Genomic DNA, 19,422 nt, shown 5'->3' with positions numbered 1-19,422 from the left:
CCCCATAGTAAACCTTTGTTTTTTTAATCAAAAAACAAAGGTTTTTTTTGCGTTGATGAAATAAAAAACACCTTCAAAAATCACTTTTTTCTGGTAATGACCAAAAATAATTCAATTTCTGGTAATTACCAGATTGACATGGTCGAATTTCATGCACTATAGTGATTTCTACAGGATGAGCAGGCGCTTAGTTCTGACGAGTTGATAACAATAAATAAAAAAAGAGATCGACATGAACTATCCCGATATTTTTGATTTATCAAAAAAAGTCGTCGTTATCACAGGCGCAGCCAGTGGTATTGGGCTTGAATCTGCCACGGCATTTGCTGCTTGCGGTGCCAATCTGGTGCTGATAGATCTCAATCAATCCTCGTTGGAATTGCTAAAAGAGACCCTTCTCAATCAATACTTCATCACCATTTCTACTTATGCCGTCGACGCAACGAATGAAGCGGCCATCGTTGATTGTGCTCAGAATGCGATGAGCACTTTCGGACAGATTGATGTGTTAGTGAATTCTGCTGGAATCGCTTTGTTGCATTCAGCGGCCGACATTTCTTCTGAAGACTGGAATAAAGTGCTTGATGTGAACATCAACGGCACTTTCTGGGCTTGCCGAGCGTTTGCCGCGCAGATGATGAAACAAGGCGGTGGATCGATTATCAACTTAGGATCTATGTCGGGCAACGTCATCAATCAACCTCAGTTTGCTTCAAGCTACATGGTTTCCAAAGCGGCCGTGCACCAGCTAACCAAAGCTTTGGCGGTTGAGTGGGCACAACAAGGCGTAAGAGTAAATGCTCTGGCGCCGGGGTATGTTGCAACAGATATGACATTAGAGATGCGCGCACAGCCGGAGTTATTCAACAAATGGCTAGAAATGACGCCGTTAGGTCGACTAGGTTCGCCTTCAGAAATCGCTGCGATGATTCTATTTCTTGGATCTGATGCATCTACTTATTTAACAGGCTCCGTCGTTGCCATCGACGGTGGTTACACCTGTCTTTAGACGTGAGGGACACAATGAACAACTCAACAGAATTAATGGAAATTGATATTCGCCAAAGCATCATTGATGCCTGTATTTCAATGAATGCGTTGCACATTAACCAAGGCACATCGGGCAATATTTCTGTGCGCTTCGGAGAGGGGATTCTTATTACACCGACATCCATGCCCTACAAGACTATGACTCCTGCAGACATTGTTTGGATGGGGTTTGATGGGCAGATTGTGGGCAACAGAGCGCCTTCGTCTGAGTGGAATTTTCATATGGAAATTATGCGACGTAAGCCTGAAGTCAATGCCGTGGTGCATGCACACCCTACGGCTTGTACAACTCTATCTATTATGGAAAAGGAAATACCGCCTATCCATTACATGGTAGCTGTTTGTGGTGGTCACAATATTCGTTGTGCACCTTATGCAACGTTTGGGGTCAGCCAATTATCGGAAAATGCATTGCAAGCGCTAGAAGGACGTTCTGCTTGCTTGCTTGCACATCATGGAATGATTGCTACGGCGGCGTCACTGGATAAAGCTCTGTGGCTAGCTGTAGAAGTAGAAACTCTTGCGAAACAATATTTAGGTTGTTTGCCAATGGGCGAACCCCCTTTGTTATCAGAAGAAGAGATTCAGAATGTTATCAATAGGATGTCTGGTTACGGACATGCTGATTGAAAATGATGAAATTGGCTGAGTCAGTTTTTGTACTGAATCAGCATTCACTCACAACATAGGAATATCAAAATGCAATCAAATAAAAACAAAAATCGCACAATGATCACGACTTCAATTTTAACCATGGCTGTAGCAGTAAGTTCCTACAGTGTTGCAGCTGAGAAACTTCCTTTATCCGGTAAGACAGTCGGCGTAACCGTTATCGGCACAGACCATGATTGGGATCTAAAAGCCTATCAAGGGCAAGTTGATGAGTTAAAGGCATTAGGAGCAGAAGTGATTGCTCTTGATGCTGGTCGTAATGATCAGACTCAAATTAGTCAAATTCAAACGCTAATTGCACAACGGCCTGATGCCATTATTGAGCAATTAGGTAATCTGAAAGTTCTTAACCCATGGTTGAAACGAATTAATAAAGCCGGCATTCCTTTATTTACCGTTGATACGGCAACCCCTTATGCGATCAATAATACGACCTCTAATAACTACAATATCGGTGCTGAATTGGCTCTACAAATGGTGCAGGATATGGATGGCAAGGGCAAAGTTGTAATGTTTAATGGGTTTGCATCGGTGCCTGTTTGTAAAATTCGTCTCGATCAAGTCCGTTATGTATTTGAGTCGTACCCAGATATTGAAATCATTGACCCCGAATTACGTGATGTGATCCCTAACACAGTTCAGCAAGCGTATTCTGATATGACAGATATGCTCACGAAATATGGACCAGATTCTGGTTTGAAGTCCGTCGTTGCCTGCTGGGATGTGCCAATGATTGGTGCGACTCAAGCCATTGAAGCGTCGGGTCGTACAGATGTGAAAACCTATGGGGTAGATGGCAGTCCTGAATATGTGGAAATGGTCCTAGACCCAAATTCACAAGCAGGTGCTGTCGTTGCTCAACAAGCCTATGAAATTGGTAAACAAGCCGCCCAAAACGTTGCGACCTATTTGAATGGTGGAAAAGTTCCTTCATTTACTATGGTGCCAGCTGTGTTGATTAATAAAAGCGGTAAAAACTGATTCGAATAAATTCGAAGCAGAATCATTGTTCGGTTAATCGTGCCTGCATTCAGTAGAGGTATGATTAACCGCCTATTTTCTTAGGGGGAATCATGAATTCAGTCGCAGTAGAAATGCGAGACGTATCCAAGGTATTTGGACCTGTCAAAGCACTCAATCAAGCATCGTTGACTATTGAGTACGGGACGATTCATGGGGTTGTTGGTCAAAATGGTGCGGGTAAATCCACTATTATTAAAGTCTTGGCGGGGATTTATCGTCACGATGAGGGTTCTATCTTTGTCGAGGGCAAAGAGCTAAAAAGTATTACCCCGAAGATCATCGAGAAGTGCGGCATTCATTTCATTCACCAAGATCGTTTACTGGTTAGCACCGCAACGGTAGCCGAAGCTATTTTTTTGCGTAATGAGCCAACCTTTGGACCATTTATTAATCACCGAAAGATGAATGCGCAAGCAACAGAGCTGTTGCAGCGATACTTTGATTTGGAGCTGGATCCAACAACGCTGATAACCGACTTATCTACGGCACAGCAGAAAATCGTGCAGATTACGCGATCTCTCAGCCAGAACGCAAAAGTCCTCGTGCTAGACGAGCCGACCGCAGCGTTGGTTACGAAAGAAGTGGAAAGCCTATTTACAGTGTTACGTCGCCTAAAAGAGGAAGGCATCGCCATTGTATTCATTTCTCATTACATGTCAGAAATTGAGAGTATTTGTGACACGGTGACGGTATTGCGTAACGGTGAAAATGTCGGCCAAGTGTCACCAAAAGAAGTCGGCATCGAAAAGATCGTCACCATGATGACCAATCGAGACACTTCCGAGATGTACCCAAGACGTAATGTCGACGTCGGTGCGCCCGTTTTGGAAGTGGACAATCTCAGCCTAGCCAGCCATTTCGACAGCGTGTCGTTTCAAGTTGGCGCGGGTGAAGTGGTCGGTCTGGCTGGTTTGCTTGGATCGGGTGATAAGGAAGTACTGCAAAGCTTGTTTGGTCTGTTACCACCTGACAGCGGTACGGTTTCTATCGATGGCACACCTCATAAATTCCGAAGCCCTGTTAACGCTGTAGAAAATGGTATTGCCATGATACCGGAAGATCGCCGTGCGCACGGTGTTGCCGTCAATCTCTCTATCGCTGAAAACATCACCTTAGCCTCGGTCGACAAAATCTCCAAGAGAGGGTTTGTGAATCGCCAAGAAGAAATCGAATCAGTCGACGCATTGATCGAAGAGCTTGGGGTTAAAACACCAAGTGGCGACATGCTGGTGCGAAACCTATCAGGTGGTAATCAACAGAAAGTGGTCGTTGCCAAATGGTTGTCATGTGATAGCCGAGTGTACTTATTGGATGAGCCGACTGTAGCCGTTGATGTAGGCTCTAAGATCGAAATCTATGGGCTGATTAACCGATTGGCGGCGGAAGGTAAAGGGATTGTGTTTGTCTCCTCTGATTTTGAAGAGTTAGCAGAGATGTGTGATCGAGTGCTGGTGATCTATAAGGGCGAAATTATCGGTGAGTACGAAGGCAGTAGCATTAATTCTGAGCAACTGCTCGCAGCCGCTTCGGGTAAAAAAATAACGATAAATAGGAGTGCAGTATGAAGCTCCAACTGTTCAAGTCCGACATGAATTCAAATGGTTATACCCTACAAAAAATGGCGATACGGCTCGGTGCATTCGCGGCGTTTTTAGGGATTATGGTGTTCTTTGCTGTGACAGCGAGGGGCTTTACCACAAGTTACAACATACTCAATATCATTGAGCAATCGACGATTTTAGGTTTTTTAGCGTTCGGTATTACGGTGGTGTTTATCGGCACTGGGACCGATGTGCAAAAAGGCGGTATCGATCTTTCAATTGCTGCCAACGCGGGTCTCTGTGCGGCGGTGTATGCGGTATTGTTAGAGCGCGGTTATGGCGATAGTTTGGCGATTCCAGCGGCCATTGCTACCGGTTTGTGTGTCGGCTTTCTCAATGGCTTTGCCGTGGTGACACTGCGCATTATGCCGTTATTGAGTACGCTCGCTGTCATGAATATCGCAGCGGGGTTAGAGCTGGCGGTGACGCAAAACACCGTGATAGGTGCCGCGTCACCTCTTCTTGACACCCTTGCGTTTGGTAAATTCCTTGGTATCAGCGCGCTGGCTTGGTGTCTCATCATTGGTGCCGCCCTGATGGTTGCTATTGTGCATTATAGCCCAGTGGGGTTACGGCTTTATTCGGTTGGTGGCAACGTCGAAGCCGCTAAATCCGTGGGCATCTATGCGGGGCGATATGTGTATGGCAGTTATCTCTTTTCAGGCTTTGCTGCGAGCGCAGCTTCGATATTAATCGTTGCGCGGTTAAGCGCATCTACGCCTGGCACTGGACTGTTGTTGTTGCCTGTCTTGGCGGCAGCGCTGCTTGGTGCGGTCTTTTCACGGCGCTTTGTGCCGACCATTGGCGGTACGTTATTGGCGGTATTGTTTATCGGCGCATTGTCGAATGGCTTTCAGCTACTAGGTATCTCTTCTTACTGGGTAAGCGGCGTACAAGGCGCTCTGATTCTAGTGGTCGTGGCCGTTACTTCATTTGCAAAAAAATCATAGGGGAAGGATATGACTGTTAATAATAAAACGCTTACCCCAAAAATGTCCCTCGAGTCGATGTCGCACAAAGCGGTTTACGTTGCCTTTATCGGTGTATTTATTCTGTTTTCGATGACGGCCGAAGGCTTTTTGAACTTCGATAACTTTTCCAATTTGATTGCGAACAAAGTGGTCCTGCTGGCGATTGTCGCCTTGGGAATGACCATCGTTATCGCAGCAGGTGGGATTGATTTGTCTGTTGGCGTGTCGATCGACCTCGCTTCTATGGCGTTTATTATGATGATTGGCGCGGGACATCATGGTGTGTTTGCTGTCATCGTCGCTATTTTAGTCGCGGCTTGTGTCGGGCTAACCAATTCTCTGTTGATCAATAAGCTCAAGATCGATCCGTTCTTAGCGACACTCGGGGTGCTGTTTATTGGTAAGTCGGTACAGCAACTGGCGACGTCTGGTGGTGTACCGATTTATCTGACAAAAAGTGAGTTCGCGGCACCGTTTGAAGCGATCACTCGTACGTCTTTGTTTGGCATTCCAACACCGTTTCTCGTATTAGTGGCTTGCGTCATAGCCGTTTACCTTGCGTTGCATCGCGGTAAATTTGGTCGTTATGTGAGTGCTCTAGGCGCGCAGCCTGGTGTGGCCAAATACTCAGGTATTCGAGTGCCATTTCAGCTCACCTTAGTGTTCGTCTCGTGCTCGGTTTTGTGTGGCATTTCCGGTGTGTTGTTGTCTTCAACAGTGCGCTCCTATGTACCGCTTGCGGGAGACGCCTTTTTGCTGGATGCCATTGGCGCGACGTTTATCGGTACCGCCATTAGTAAAGAACGCAAACCTTCTGTGTTCGGTACCATTTTAGGTGTGTTGTTCTTGGCAATGTTGAGAAATGGGTTGCTGCTGCTTGGTTTGAACTTCTTCTGGCAGCAAGTTGGGATCGGGCTGCTTGTATTTATTGTATTAGGTTTGTCTTTTGGCCTTCGAAAACGTGCGGAATAAGGGGAATAAAATGCCAAGTTTTGATGTAAGTTCTGTCGGTTTTGCTGTGCTGGATGTCCTAGGCTATCCCGTGAGTCGTATTCCCGAAGGAGGGCGCGCGGACTTTATTGAACAAATACGGATGACCGTCGCAGGCACAGCCGCGGCGACCGCGGTGGACTGCGCCATTCTAGGTTTGAATACGCGTATGGTAAGCACCGTCGGCACAGATGAAATGGGCGACTTTTTAGTTAATAAAATGAATGCTTTCGGTCTTGATACGACGCTAGTGAGACGTGACGGAAGCGTTCAAACCTCTGCAACCATTTTGCCTGTGCGACCCAATGGCGAGCGTCCTGCCTTACATGTACCGGGAACGGCCGCGACCTTTGATGTGGCGGATGAAGATATGGAAGCCGCTTTGGATGCTCGCATTATTCATATTGGCGGCACGGGGTTACTGCGCACATTCGACGGTGCCAAGACATTGCGTTTTATTCAAAAAGCGAAAGAGCTTGGGCGCATCACAACGTTTGACTTGATTCAAGCAACGCCAGAGACCACGGAGTTAGTGTTACCACTGCTACCGTATATCGACTACTTCATACCTTCCATCGAGGAAGCATCGGCGATGGCCGGTTTGGAGTCTCCTGTTGAGGTGGCTTATTGGTTCAAAGAAAAAGGCGTCAAAAATGTCATCTTGACTATGGGGGGAGACGGTGTATACGTCGACCCAGAACAAGGGCAGCCATTCTCATTGGCGGCGCATGAGATTGATGTCGTCGATACCACGGGATGTGGCGATAGCTTTTCTGCCGGCGTCATTGTCGGGCTGGTTAAAGGCTGGACGTTACAAGAAAGCGTTCGATTTGCCGGTGCGGTAGCGGCAAAAGTGGCGATGGGGCTTGGATCGGACGGCACATTAACATCGTTTGATGATACATGGTCGGCAATGAACGATTGGCCTTTGAAAGCAATGTCGGCAACGAGTTAGCGCGGCTGGGTCTGCCAAATTCGCAAACTATTTAAAACAAGAATAAGAGGTTCGCAATGTCTGATTTAACAAATAAGGTTGTTTTGGTGACAGGTGCTAGCCGTGGGATCGGTCGAGCGCTTGCAGAAGGCTTGGCTGAGCATGGCGCGGATGTGGTGATTTGTGATTTACCACGTGAAGAAAAAGGGTTAAACGAAGCAAAGTCTGCCATTGAAAAGCTTGGTCGCAAATGTTGGGTGTTTGGCGCAGATATTACCGATAAGAGTGCCGTCGAAAACATGGTGGCGCAAGCGACAGAGCAAGCTGGGCATATTGATGTATTAGTAAATAATGCAGGCATTCTTAAACCGTCATTACTGGAAGACCTTAGTGAAGGTGATTGGGATGCGCACTTTGCGGTGAATGGTAAAGGCTTATTGTTTGTCACCAATGCGGTGCTACCGCAAATGCGCCAGCGCAAAAATGGGCGCATCATCAACATCGCCTCGATCGCCGCCCGTCAAGGTGTGCCAACACAAGGGCATTATGCGGCAACCAAAGCAACGGCGGTGACCTTAACACGTGTCTATGCCCAAGAAACGGGGATGGATGGCATCACCGTCAATGCCATTTGCCCCGGCATCATTTTAACGGAAATGGGCAAAAACAATCTTGGGTCTGAAGAAGCCATCAATCATTGGAAAGAGGTGGCGGCGCTGAAACGTCTAGGTGAGCCGAGTGACATTGTTGGGCCTGCGGTGTTTTTTGCCTCGGATTTAAGCGCATTTGTGACCGGGCAAGCACTGAACGTATGTGGTGGTATTTACTTTCACTAAGGAGGCTATGATGGAATCGGTAGCAATTATTGGTGGGGGGCCAAGTGGGATCGCGGCGGCCCGATATTTGAAGTCACAAGGCTTTGCCCCAGTGATTTATGAGAGCCACAGTGACGTCGGAGGGCAATGGGCATGCAAAAACCCAAACTCAGGCGTGTGGCCCCAAATGCGTACGAATACTGCGAGAATGGTGACGCGCTTTTCTGATCTTGATCATAAAGATGACATCGCACTGTTCCCGAAAAATACGGAGATTCAGCAATACTTAAAAGACTATTTGAGCGCGTTTGAGCTAGACAGTGTATTGCAGACTCAGACACGTCTCACATCGTTATCACGGGTAGAGGGCGTTTGGCATCTTGAGCTTGATCATGATGGTGAGGTGCAACACAAAACCTTCGATAAAGTGGTGATTGCAACAGGCGCTTACAACACGCCTGACATCCCGAAGATTGAGGGCTTAGCAGAGTTCTCAGGTGACTGTGGTGTGATTCATGCCTTTAATTATGACGACCCAGAACGCTACCGCGGCAAAAAAGTGCTCGTCGCTGGGGGGAATATCTCATCATTAGAAATCGCGTCTGACTTGGCTATGCTCGGCACAGAAAGTGTTACAACCACGATGCGCCGCCAGCGATATGTGATGCCTAAATTGATCACAGGTACGCCAACAGAATGTTATGCCTTCACTCGGAGTGCCGCGCTTTGGCAAGAGCAGGCAACACCAGAGGAATGGGCGGTGGAGACACGAGAATTCATTCTGAAATATTCAGGTAACCCTGCTTGGTATGGGGCTCCAGAACCTGACGAAGATGTGCTTGTTGCGGGGACGACGGGCAGTCAGAATTTTTTGCATCTGATCGCAGAAAATAGAATTACCTGTAAACCTTGGATCGAAAAAGTAGAGGGCCGAGTTGTCCACTTTACCGATGGTAGCCAAGCGGACTTTGACGGCATTATCTTTGGTACAGGGTATACCTTGAATTTACCATTTTTGAGTGACGAGTTACGGCAACAGCTAAACGTAACCAACAAACACATTACCTTAGCAAATCATACCTTTCACCCAGATGTACCGAACCTAGCCTTCATGGGATTGTGGGGACAAATCGGCCCTTACTTGCCTGTACTGGAACAACAAGCTCGTTATCTCGCTTACAGTTGGAGCGGCTTGATACCTCTAGATGAAGACACACTCCGAACCGCCTGCAATGACAGTGTGAACCAGAAAGGTAAGGATCTCTACCAACATATGCAGACGATCAAATTTGCGCGATTGAATGGTTCAGACCCAGAAGGGAAAGTGCCAGAAGATGTTGCGACACTGATTCATCATCATCCGGTGACGGCGCTGACGTTCAAATTGGTTGGCCCTGATGCAATTCCCGATGCTTATGAGCAACTACAGCAAGAGTCGATGCGTTTCGGCTTGAAACCCACGTCTTTGCGTTAGAAGGAAACAACGATGAACAATATCGATAAATTTTATATCAATGGCCAATGGGTGACGCCCCACGGTACGGCAAAGCATCCACTCATTAACCCCGCAGATGAAAGCTTTCTTTATGATATCCCGATGGGCAATGAGCAAGATGTGAACGATGCCGTTCAAGCTGCCCGCCAAGCGTTTGACGCGTGGCAATTGACCAGTAAAGCAGAGCGGCTGACGCTGTTGCGTCGGCTACTAGAGCTTTATAACGAGCGTTACGACGAGATTGCTCAACTGATGACGAAAGAAATGGGAACCGTTTTGTCGTTTTCAAAAGACGCTCAGGCGTGGGTAGGGCGGGCTCACCTAGAAGCGGCGATTGACGCACTGGATGAGCTTGAAATGGACACCATGCAGGGCAACACGCAGATATCCTACGAGGCTGTTGGTGTGTGCGGTTTGATTACACCTTGGAATTGGCCCATGAACCAACTCGTGGTGAAAGTCGCTCCAGCTTTGGCCGCGGGCTGCACCGTGGTGGCAAAGCCATCTGAGTACTCTCCGCTCTCTTCACTGCTGTTTGCCGAGTTGATCGAACAGGCAGGCTTTCCGGCAGGCGTTTATAACCATGTTACGGGCTATGGTGAGGTAGCTGGGGAAGCGCTTTCTGCCCACCCTGACGTGGACATGATTTCGATTACGGGATCGACTCGCGCGGGGATTGCGGTGGCCAAAACGGCAGCGGAAACGGTCAAACGTGTTGCTCAAGAGTTAGGAGGCAAATCTGCCAATATCGTAACGCCTGAAGCCGATCTAAAAACTGCGATTTTTGAAGGGGTCGGAGCGTGTTTTGTAAACTGTGGTCAGGCGTGTCGTTCACCCGGACGTTTACTGGTCCCAGCCGACAAAATGGAACAAGCGAAGCTATACGCCAAAGAAGCCGCAGAAGCACATACCGTGGGTCACCCTGAACAAGCGGTGAGTCTTGGTCCTGTGGTGAATCAACTGCAATTTACGCGTATCCAGTCTCTGATTCAGTCTGGTATTGAAGAAGGTGCAACCTTAGTGAGCGGCGGGCTTGGTCGCCCTGAAGGGTTGGAGTCAGGGTTCTACATTAAGCCCACCGTGTTTGCTGATGTAACACCAGGTATGACGATTGAACGTGAAGAAATCTTCGGGCCAGTCATTACGCTTATCCCATATCAAGATATCGATGAGGCGATACGAATTGCCAACGATACTGTGTACGGTCTGTCTGGTTATGTGCAGTGCCCAGATTTAGATAAGGCACGCTATATTGCGCGGCGCCTGCGTGTTGGGTCGATCTGGATTAACAATGCTGCTTGGGATGCCAGAGCCCCGTTTGGCGGCTACAAACAATCAGGCAATGGTCGTGAGCACGGTAAATGGGGGCTGCATGACTATCTTGAAATAAAGTCCACCGCAGGTTGGTCCTAAGCTCTACAGTGTTTGATATGACTCCACTCTAGCTGCGTTTACTCCCAGCGGGTTTGCCCACCTATAAAGTGGGCATTTTATCTACCGATTCTTTTCTTCTTCATGATATGAACTTAATATGGCGCTACCTGTCTTTAATGCAGGTTTTCAAGATTGCATATTAGGTGTAGAAAAATAATGGAAGTGAGTCGTTCTGGAAATTGGTTTGCTACGATAAAGCGTATTGAGCGCAGTGTGTGGTTCCAAGGTTTCATCATCAGTATCATTGTGGTTGCTGCCTTAACCGTTGGTGCAAAAACCTATTCTTTACCCTATGGCATTGATACGGCCATTAACTATTTAGACAATTTTATTACTGTCTTCTTTTTGGTAGAGCTGTCGCTGCGCTTTATCGCTTGTGATGATAAACGTCGCTTCTTTAAGGATCCTTGGAACGTTTTCGATACGGTTATTGTGATTGGTAGCTTGGTGCCCATTTCGAATACAGAAATGATTTTGGTGGCTCGTCTGTTACGAGTTTTCCGCGTTTTACGTTTGGTCTCGATCATTCCAGACTTACGCTTTTTGATTAATGCCTTGCTGAAAGCCATTCCGAAAATGGGCTACATCGCCTTGTTGATGTTTATCATTTTTTACATCTTCGCGGCGGTTGGCTCTATCTTTTTCCATCAAGTGAATGAGACCCTTTGGGGGGATATTGCTATCTCAATGCTGACGCTGTTCCGCGTTGCCACGTTCGAAGATTGGACGGATGTGATGTACGAGACGATGGACGTTTATCCATTCAGCTGGATTTTCTACATCATCTTTATCTTTCTCACCGCGTTTGTTTTTTTAAACATGATGGTTGGTGTGGTGTTGGATGTGATGACGCGTGAAACCGCGCAAGAAGAGCACGAAAACCAAGAGAATCATCATCAAGCCTTGGTTTCTCAAATCTCTGAATTGCAAGCTCAAGTGGCGCGTCTTGCGGATAAAATCGACGCGCAGCAAGACAAAAAAGATTAGGTTCTAGTCATTTAAGCGGTGCGCTGGCTAATTTTCTTTAGCCAGCGGCCACCGAATGTGTTCAACATTAACCCCAGCAAAACGATTAAAATTCCTATCCATTGCATAGAACTCACCGTTTCTGACAGAAAGATCTCGGCTGATGTTAAGCCAACCACGGGAACGCCCAAGGTAAGAGGTGCGACAGTTGCTGCAGGGTAGCGAGACAATAGATGACTCCACAAACCATACCCCGCCAATGTCGCAAAGATGGATAAATAGGCCAGCGATGAAATCGATTTGAAGTTTAGTCCAGTGAGGTTGTTCCACATTACGTCTGGACCATCTATGAGGTAAGCGCAAATAAAGAAAGGAATCGGTGGAATCCAACTCGACCATACAATCATGTTTAAGTTAGTGTCATAACCTTTTCGGCTGATGATCTTGGTGAAAATATTACCCAATGCCCAGCTTGAGCCCGCCGCAAGCGTTAATCCAAAACCCAGTGCCGACATGGTGGTGTCTTCATTGTCAAAACCTATGACCGCTAAGCCTCCAATAGCAATACCTATGGCCAATACCTGATAGGGCCGAATGGTTTCTTTTAATAACAAGATGGCGAATAGTAAGGTGAAAATGGCCTGAGATTGCAGCACCAAAGAAGCCAATCCAGCCGGCATACCAAAGGACATAGCACTGAATAAAAACGCAAATTGCCCGAAGTTTAACGACAGAGCATAACCTATACACCAAAGCAGCGGCGTCTTAGGTCGAGAGAAAAAGAAACAGCCAATCATACCAATAACGAGAAAACGTAATCCGCCAAGCATCATGGGAGTTAACTCATCCAGTCCCCAACGCATAACGATAAAGTTAAAGCCCCACGCAAAAATAATGAGCAGTGCCAAAAACATATCTTTGCGAATCATGTTGAGTCCTTAACTTAAGAATGCTGAGGTGAAAAGTAAACTAACCACCTTACGTGTTTTCGGTGGTCTTGCACATGGACAGATAAAGAAAGAACGAAGGATACAGACCGGCAATCGTACCTGTAATTAAAAAAGCCCAGTATTCATTTTTTCTTTGATGTATTGATAGGAGAGATAGTCCATTCTTTCAGGTCAAAATATAGGTTAAATTGACAAGGTTGTAAGAAAGATTGGAAGATCGCCTATATTCAATCTGCCTTATAACAATAAAGACGTCACAAGAGCAATTAGTATCATGCGTATTTTAGTAGTGGAAGATGACCGGATTTTAGGTGAGGCCATCAGTCAAAGAATCAGTCGAATGGGGCATGGTCTTGATCTTGCCCAGACGGGTTTACAAGCGAATCAAATGTTGGCTTTGCAAGAGTATGATCTCATGCTTTTAGACCTAAACCTGCCAGATATGACAGGCAATCAAATTTTACAGACGCTTCGGAAAAAACATTCTAATACGCCGGTTATTGTGCTGACTGCGCGTGATGGTATTAAAGATCGTATTGAGTTATTAGATTTAGGCGCAGATGACTATATGACGAAGCCAGTGGATTTTGGCGAGCTGGAAGCTCGCTGTCGTGCCTTGCTTCGACGTAGTCAAGGGCAAGCACAAAATACCATAGAGTATGGCAATGTTAGTTTAGATCTTCAGGCATGCTCAGTGACGGTAGACGGTCATCTTATCGACCTGAAACAACGAGAATTTCGTTTATTAGAAGTCTTTATTAGTCACACGGGTCGAGTTTTAAGTAAAGAAGCCTTAATCGAGCATATTTATAACTTTAATGAAAACCCAAATCCAAGTGTGATTGAAATCTACGTAGCGCGCTTGCGCAAATCCTTGCAAGGCAGTGATATCAATATTAGAACCATTCGTGGCTTGGGTTATTTGCTGGAAAAACATCGTGGCTAAGGCGACTACGTCGATTCGTCGGCAATTGATTTTAATGGTTGCGACGGTATTGATCGTGATTAATGTGATTGCTCTTTGGAGTGCGCATATTTATGCGAATAGGGCGGCAAAAGAGTCTTATGATCGGCTTTTATATGGTTCCGCTTTGCAGATGGCCGAGAATATTAACCTCTTGGATTCGCAGTTTTTTATCGATTTACCTGTTTCTGCTTTTGAAACCTTGGCGTTATCTACCTCAGATCGCGCGTTTTATTCCATTATGAATGGACAGTATCAGGTGCTGACAGGGTATAAAGATCTTCCCAGTATTCCGTTCACCCAGTTGCTTCAGCAATCCATCGAAAAAGAGAAATTTGTTCCTATTTATTATGAAGCCATGTATCACGGTGAGACGGTGCGGTTTGTGGCGTTGGGAAAGCGCTTATTAGAGGCGGATAGCGTGAACGATGTCTTTATTATTGTTGGGCAAACACTAGACGCACGACGTGCTGCCGCGACCGAAATTAGTCATATGGCTCTGCAGTTTGTTACCTTGTTCTTCTTTATCACTTTGCTTTTATTGCTTTTTGTTATTTGGCGAGTATTACAGCCATTGCAAGCAATCAAACAAGCCATTACAGAACGTTCTCCCCAAGAACTATCGCCACTGGAAGCCAAGGTACCCAGTGAGATAGCGCCTTTGTTAAAGAGCATTAATTACTTTATGGCTCAACTGGATAATACGTTAATTCGTTTAAAGCGCTTCACCGCGGAAGCGGCCCATCAAATACGTACTCCCTTGGCAGGTCTAAACTCACAGGCCCAAAATGCCCTAGATGAAACCGATGAAGAGCTACGTCAAAAGCAACTGCAACATATTTTAGAGAGCAGCAATGTATTGACTAATACGGTTAATCAGCTGCTTAGCCGCGCTACATTGACGCATCGTTATCAGAGTCACCCTTTTAGTCCTGTCGCTTTGGATCATGTGATCAAAGAGACTTGTCGCGAGTTAGTGGTTTGGGCATTAGAGCGACAGGTTGAAATTGAATATATAGGAGACATCCAAGTTACTATTAAAGGAGATGAATTCGCGCTTAAACAAATGCTACAAAACATCATTGAAAATGCGATCAAATACAGCCCAAAAGGCGGTGTCGTTGAAGTTGAATTAATGATGATGGATGAGCTATCTCAGACGTCGATCGTGTTACAAATTCGAGACCAAGGAGTGGGGGTTCCAGATCAGGATAAGGAACATATTTTTGAGTATTTTTATCGTAGTCCGGATAACTTTGCGTCGGGTTCTGGAATTGGTCTATCGATAGCAAAAGAAGTCGCAGAGCACCATGACGCTCGATTTCATTTAAAAGACAATCAACCAACCGGGCTGATTGTGGAAGTTATTTTTTCCCAACAAAAAGGGCTTTCTTATGAAAGTTAGTTGCTTGCTGGGACTTTGTTTCATTTTGCTTAGTCAGATGGTCTTTGCTGATTCAGGGCAACAAAGCAGCTATGTTGCTTTTCCAAGCTTGGATAAAAAACTGAACCAACAAGAAGCGGTTCTTATTGTCCATGGCGCTATAAATCATCAGGCAATTTCACCTTTGTTTAGGGCATATCAAGAAAGGTATCCGAATATCGCTATTCATTACACTGAATCGAATACTCGACACCTTTATGAGCAATTTATATCACAACCAAATACTCGACCTGATGTGATGCTTAGCCCTGCGATGGATCTTCAGTTTAAATTGGCAAACGATGGTTATGCATTGGCTTATGATTCGCCAGAGCTTGTTAATGTCCCCAAGGATTCTCATTGGCGAAATGAGCTGTTTGGTTTTACTTACGAGCCAATAGTGACAGCGATCAACGCTGATATTTTGGCTGGAGCCGCTTTGCCTCAAAGTCGCGAACAGTTGTTGAATTTGATCCGCAGTAAGAACCACCTTTTAGACGATAAAATAGGGTTGTTTGATATTCAGCAGTCAGGTTTTGGTTATTTGGCGTGGGCTTATGATGGACAACAATCTCGCAGTTATGGAAGGTTATTAGAAGCGTTTGGTACACATCAAGCTCGGCTTTATACCGAGACTTCATTAATGCTGAATGCGCTGCTAAAGGGGCAAATATTTGTCGCTTATAACCTGGTAGGTGCTTATTCTTATCAATGGTCCCAAGCATACTCGTGGATTAAGACCATCATGCCGACGGATTATACGACCATTATTATGCGTACCGCATTTATCCCTCGCGATGCTAAGCAAGCAACGTTAGCGAAGCGTTTTATTGATCTTTTATTGTCTCCAGAAGGGCAGCATATACTTGCTAATCAATCTGGTGTTACGCCAATTAGTACCAAGGTGAAAGGTCCATATAGTCGTGATGAGTTGAGTAAGTTACCGCATGGGATTTTTCGTCCAATTCCTCTTGGGCTAGAGTTACTTCTCCAAACAGACGATGCAAAAAAACGGCTTATTTATCATGAGTGGGACAGTGCCATGTTGTATGCCCCTAATGATTCCACACCATAGCTTTTTATTTTATATAAAATGGCCATGAAAGGTTCATGAAAGGTTTCCTCGCTAGAGTGTTTTAGGCAATAACAAAACAAAAATAATTTGGAGAATACTATGTTTAAAAAACTGCTTATAGCGAGTGCTCTGTGTGCGACTTTAGTTAATAGTCCTGTACAAGCTGCAGAACGTGTATCCATTGGTACAGGTGGAACCGGTGGTTTGTTTTATGTAATTGGCGCAGGTATTTCTGAAACACTTAATAAGTATATGGAAAATACGACGGCACGAGCTGAAGTGACAGGTGCGTCAGTGGAGAATAACCATCGTGTTGCTGCAGGACAAATGACACTGGGGCTTTCCTCTTCTTCGACACTGTTTGAAGCAAAAAATGGCAAAGGTCCATTTAAAGTGAGTGGGCCATTAGATGTTGCTGGTATTGCCTACTTGTATCCAGCCGTATTGCAGGTAGCAACGATTTCCGGAAATGGTGTCGACTCTTTTGAACAGTTAAAAGGCAAACGTGTCAGCATGGGGCCTCCAGGCAGTAATGCGGCTGTATTAGCTACGCGCTTGTTGCAAGAATATGGCGTTTTTGACGATATAACACCACGTTTTCTTTCTTATAATGAAGGGGTAAAAGCACTGGTTAACGGCCAAGTTGACGCTACGGTGGTTTTGGCTGGTGCTCCGACTTCCTCTTTGATTGATCTAGATTCACAGACCGACATGAAGTTATTGTCAGCGGATGTGGCTAAGCTGGATACCTTGATCCAAAAATACCCTTTCTACCAAGCATACTCTTTACCTGCAGGAACGTATCCTGATCAAACAAAACAAGTTGTGATGATTAATGATCCGGCGATTTTGTTTACCAGTGGTAAAGAAGATCAGAGCAAAATTTATAACATCACTAAAACAATTTTTTCTCATCTAGATGAGCTTGGTCAGATTCACCCTCAAGCGAAAGCAATTACGTTAAAAACAGCGCAGCGTACTCCTATTGCTTTGCACCCAGGTGCGAAAAAATACTATGACGAAGTAAGCGGTAAATAGGAGCGTCATCATGTTGAACTCAGGTTCCAGCAATGGCTTTCAAAGCTTGCTCCTTGAATCAAAATTCGCTGGTAGCAAGGAACGTCTAGCAGTCTCTTTATTGTTTAGTGTGATCGCCGCTGGAATCGCCGGTCTTGTACTTTACGGAGCTTATTATGGCGGCATCACCGCATTACTATTGAGGTCGTCGTTTTTCTCTTTAGTTGCGGCAGCGGCCATGTTGTTCTATGCACTGAGGTACAAAAGTCTCGTCGGGCGTGGGGTGTTTTATCTATTCGCGCTGCTGGCGTTAATTCCGGGGCCTTACTTGTGGCATTACTACATTGATATTGTCATGCGTGGCGCTATGTCAGTAGAGCAAGATAGATGGATCTTTATTGCTTTAATTATGGTGGTATTTGTCTTTGTGCGTATCGCCGTAGGTTGGGCATTAATTGCTCTAATGACGCTCGCTTTTCTCTATGCCTACTTTGGCTATCTAATACCGGGTAAATACGGTCACGGCGGCTATGACATTAGCCGATTAACCTCTACTTTGATGTTATCGACAGAAGGGGTTTATGGTGTGCCAATGGGGGTCGCCGTTGAGTATATTTTCCTCTTTGGCTTATTCGGTGCCATCTTAACTAAGATTGGTACGGGGGAAGTATTTGTCGATTTGGCTCGTGGTTTGACTGGACGAGTGCAAGGTGGTCCAGGTTTGTCTGCGGCTTTATCGAGTGCATTGCTAGGCTCCCTTAATGGCAGTGCTGTGGCAAACGTAGTGACCACTGGTACTTTTACTATTCCACTGATGAAACGTGTCGGTTACAGCGCCAAATTAGCTGGTGCGATTGAAGCCGCGGCATCTTCGGCTGGACAAATTATGCCGCCAGTGATGGGCGCAGCGGCTTTCTTGATGGCGGAAATGATTGGAATTCCTTATGCCGAAGTGGCATTAGCCGCCTTAGTTCCCGCACTCTTGTATATTTTGGCTTTGATGATTTCTGTTCGACTAGAAGCAGGACGTCTTAACTTAGCAAGAGACACCGAAGCAGGATTGCAACTTTTGATTAACACCCTGAGAACGAAGAGTTATCTTTTGCTTCCCTTGGTGGTGTTGATTGGCTTGATGATCTCAGGCAAGTCGCCAACCCAAGCTGCGGTTATGGGAATTCTTGCTGGGTTGCTGGTTTGTCCGTGGAAAAAAGCCACTCGTATCAATCCGTTAGATATCATCTCTGCTTGTAAAGAGACTTTGTCCTCAACTTTACCTATTGTTGCCGCCGTTGCTGCTGCTGGTGTGATTATTGGGATATTGAACCTTACCGGCATGGGCTTAATGTTGTCTGGTTTGATCATTGAACTGGGCGATGGCAATTTGTGGGCCGTCTTGTTGCTCACTGCATTGGCATCCTTCGTCTTAGGAATGGGATTACCAACATCGGCGGCGTATTTATTACTCGCAGTATTGGTCGCGCCTGCAATGACGCAATTAGGTATGGAAACCTTGTCAGCGCATATGTTTATTTTCTACTTTGGTTTGGTGTCGGCGATTACGCCACCTGTCGCATTGGCTGCTTATGCGGCTTCGACTATTTCCGGGGCGGAACCAAATGAAACGGCGGTTGAGTCTATGCGTTTGGGTTTTGTAAAACTCTTAGTGCCGTTCTTGTTTGTCACCATGCCTGGGGTTTTATTGATCGGAACAACGGAGAGCGTAATGGCCGCGATTGTGTTTGCAACCTTGGCAACGACTTCCATGAGTATCGGTTTTTCTGGCTGGTTACGTGAGAACTTATCTTGGGTAACGCGTTTGTTATATGTTGTTGCTGCTGTACTTATTGCATGGCCTGCAGCGGCAACAGATACCTCTATTGCTGTTATGGGGGCTCGAGTAATCGGTATTGTTCTGCTTGCTGGCTTGTTGTTTAAAGCCAGTATTCAAACAAAATCCAATACAACACTTAAAGCGGAATCTTAGTTAGTCGCTAGGAAAGCAAAATAAACGGCATAAAAAAGCGCATATTTTGAAGTATGCG

17 protein-coding genes are annotated in these 19,422 nt (G+C 45.8%); 16 read left to right on the top strand and 1 reads right to left on the bottom strand.

The window, feature by feature from the left end; genetic code table 11:
• Positions 1-232: 232 nt before the first annotated feature.
• The 11 genes from C0J08_RS20635 (at position 233) to C0J08_RS20585 (ending at position 11,972) form a co-directional block, all read left to right on the top strand.
• The gene (locus C0J08_RS20635; RefSeq protein ID WP_212653768.1) at positions 233-1,009 is read left to right on the top strand and encodes an SDR family NAD(P)-dependent oxidoreductase; all 777 of its coding nucleotides are present in this window, start codon (positions 233-235) and stop codon (positions 1,007-1,009) included.
• Between the two features lie 14 nt (positions 1,010-1,023).
• Positions 1,024-1,680: a class II aldolase/adducin family protein gene (locus tag C0J08_RS20630; protein ID WP_249344406.1), complete on the top strand. Its 657-nt coding sequence runs from the start codon at positions 1,024-1,026 to the stop codon at positions 1,678-1,680.
• 69 nt (positions 1,681-1,749) lie between these two features.
• Positions 1,750-2,703 carry a sugar ABC transporter substrate-binding protein gene (locus tag C0J08_RS20625; RefSeq protein ID WP_212653767.1) on the top strand — a complete coding sequence of 318 codons (954 nt, stop codon included), beginning with the start codon at positions 1,750-1,752 and terminating at the stop codon, positions 2,701-2,703.
• Between the two features lie 92 nt (positions 2,704-2,795).
• Positions 2,796-4,310, top strand: a complete 1,515-nt coding sequence (locus C0J08_RS20620; RefSeq protein ID WP_212653766.1) for a sugar ABC transporter ATP-binding protein — start codon at positions 2,796-2,798, stop codon at positions 4,308-4,310.
• Complete coding sequence (locus C0J08_RS20615) at positions 4,307-5,296, top strand: ABC transporter permease (protein ID WP_212653765.1); 990 nt, start codon at positions 4,307-4,309, stop codon at positions 5,294-5,296. The genes C0J08_RS20620 and C0J08_RS20615 overlap by 4 nt, the downstream gene beginning before the upstream one ends.
• 9 nt (positions 5,297-5,305) lie before the next feature.
• Positions 5,306-6,289 carry an ABC transporter permease gene (locus C0J08_RS20610; protein WP_212653764.1) on the top strand — a complete coding sequence of 328 codons (984 nt, stop codon included), beginning with the start codon at positions 5,306-5,308 and terminating at the stop codon, positions 6,287-6,289.
• Between the two features lie 10 nt (positions 6,290-6,299).
• A complete protein-coding gene (locus C0J08_RS20605) occupies positions 6,300-7,262 on the top strand; it encodes a carbohydrate kinase family protein (protein ID WP_212653763.1) in 963 nt (320 codons plus the stop codon).
• A 56-nt stretch (positions 7,263-7,318) separates the two neighbouring features.
• Positions 7,319-8,077, top strand: a complete 759-nt coding sequence (locus tag C0J08_RS20600; protein ID WP_212653762.1) for an SDR family NAD(P)-dependent oxidoreductase — start codon at positions 7,319-7,321, stop codon at positions 8,075-8,077.
• Positions 8,078-8,087: 10 nt separating this feature from the next.
• On the top strand, positions 8,088-9,530 hold the full coding sequence (locus C0J08_RS20595; protein WP_212653761.1) for a flavin-containing monooxygenase: 1,443 nt from the start codon (positions 8,088-8,090) through the stop codon (positions 9,528-9,530).
• A 12-nt stretch (positions 9,531-9,542) separates the two neighbouring features.
• Complete coding sequence (locus tag C0J08_RS20590; protein WP_212653760.1) at positions 9,543-10,964, top strand: aldehyde dehydrogenase family protein; 1,422 nt, start codon at positions 9,543-9,545, stop codon at positions 10,962-10,964.
• A 177-nt stretch (positions 10,965-11,141) separates the two neighbouring features.
• Positions 11,142-11,972: an ion transporter gene (locus tag C0J08_RS20585; RefSeq protein ID WP_212653759.1), complete on the top strand. Its 831-nt coding sequence runs from the start codon at positions 11,142-11,144 to the stop codon at positions 11,970-11,972.
• Between the two features lie 11 nt (positions 11,973-11,983).
• Here C0J08_RS20585 and C0J08_RS20580 read toward each other — a convergent pair whose 3' ends face one another.
• A complete protein-coding gene (locus tag C0J08_RS20580; RefSeq protein WP_212653758.1) occupies positions 11,984-12,880 on the bottom strand; it encodes an EamA family transporter in 897 nt (298 codons plus the stop codon).
• 295 nt (positions 12,881-13,175) lie between these two features.
• On the opposite strand from C0J08_RS20580, the gene C0J08_RS20575 reads away from it, so the two are divergent.
• The 5 genes from C0J08_RS20575 (at position 13,176) to C0J08_RS20555 (ending at position 19,364) form a co-directional block, all read left to right on the top strand.
• Positions 13,176-13,847 carry a response regulator transcription factor gene (locus tag C0J08_RS20575; RefSeq protein WP_212653757.1) on the top strand — a complete coding sequence of 224 codons (672 nt, stop codon included), beginning with the start codon at positions 13,176-13,178 and terminating at the stop codon, positions 13,845-13,847.
• On the top strand, positions 13,840-15,270 hold the full coding sequence (locus C0J08_RS20570; RefSeq protein WP_212653756.1) for a sensor histidine kinase: 1,431 nt from the start codon (positions 13,840-13,842) through the stop codon (positions 15,268-15,270). Before C0J08_RS20575 ends, C0J08_RS20570 begins: the two co-directional genes overlap by 8 nt.
• A complete protein-coding gene (locus tag C0J08_RS20565) occupies positions 15,260-16,363 on the top strand; it encodes an ABC transporter substrate-binding protein (RefSeq protein ID WP_212653755.1) in 1,104 nt (367 codons plus the stop codon). Before C0J08_RS20570 ends, C0J08_RS20565 begins: the two co-directional genes overlap by 11 nt.
• Positions 16,364-16,462: 99 nt before the next feature.
• Positions 16,463-17,401: a TAXI family TRAP transporter solute-binding subunit gene (locus C0J08_RS20560; protein ID WP_212653754.1), complete on the top strand. Its 939-nt coding sequence runs from the start codon at positions 16,463-16,465 to the stop codon at positions 17,399-17,401.
• Between the two features lie 10 nt (positions 17,402-17,411).
• Positions 17,412-19,364 carry a TRAP transporter permease gene (locus C0J08_RS20555; protein ID WP_212653753.1) on the top strand — a complete coding sequence of 651 codons (1,953 nt, stop codon included), beginning with the start codon at positions 17,412-17,414 and terminating at the stop codon, positions 19,362-19,364.
• The last annotated feature ends 58 nt before the right edge of the window (positions 19,365-19,422 follow it).

This window comes from Marinomonas sp. CT5, from assembly GCF_018336975.1.
Classification (GTDB): Bacteria; Pseudomonadota; Gammaproteobacteria; order Pseudomonadales; family Marinomonadaceae; genus Marinomonas.
The sequence above is the reverse complement of the archived record's forward strand: the minus strand, read 5'-3'. Positions and strand labels throughout refer to the sequence as shown.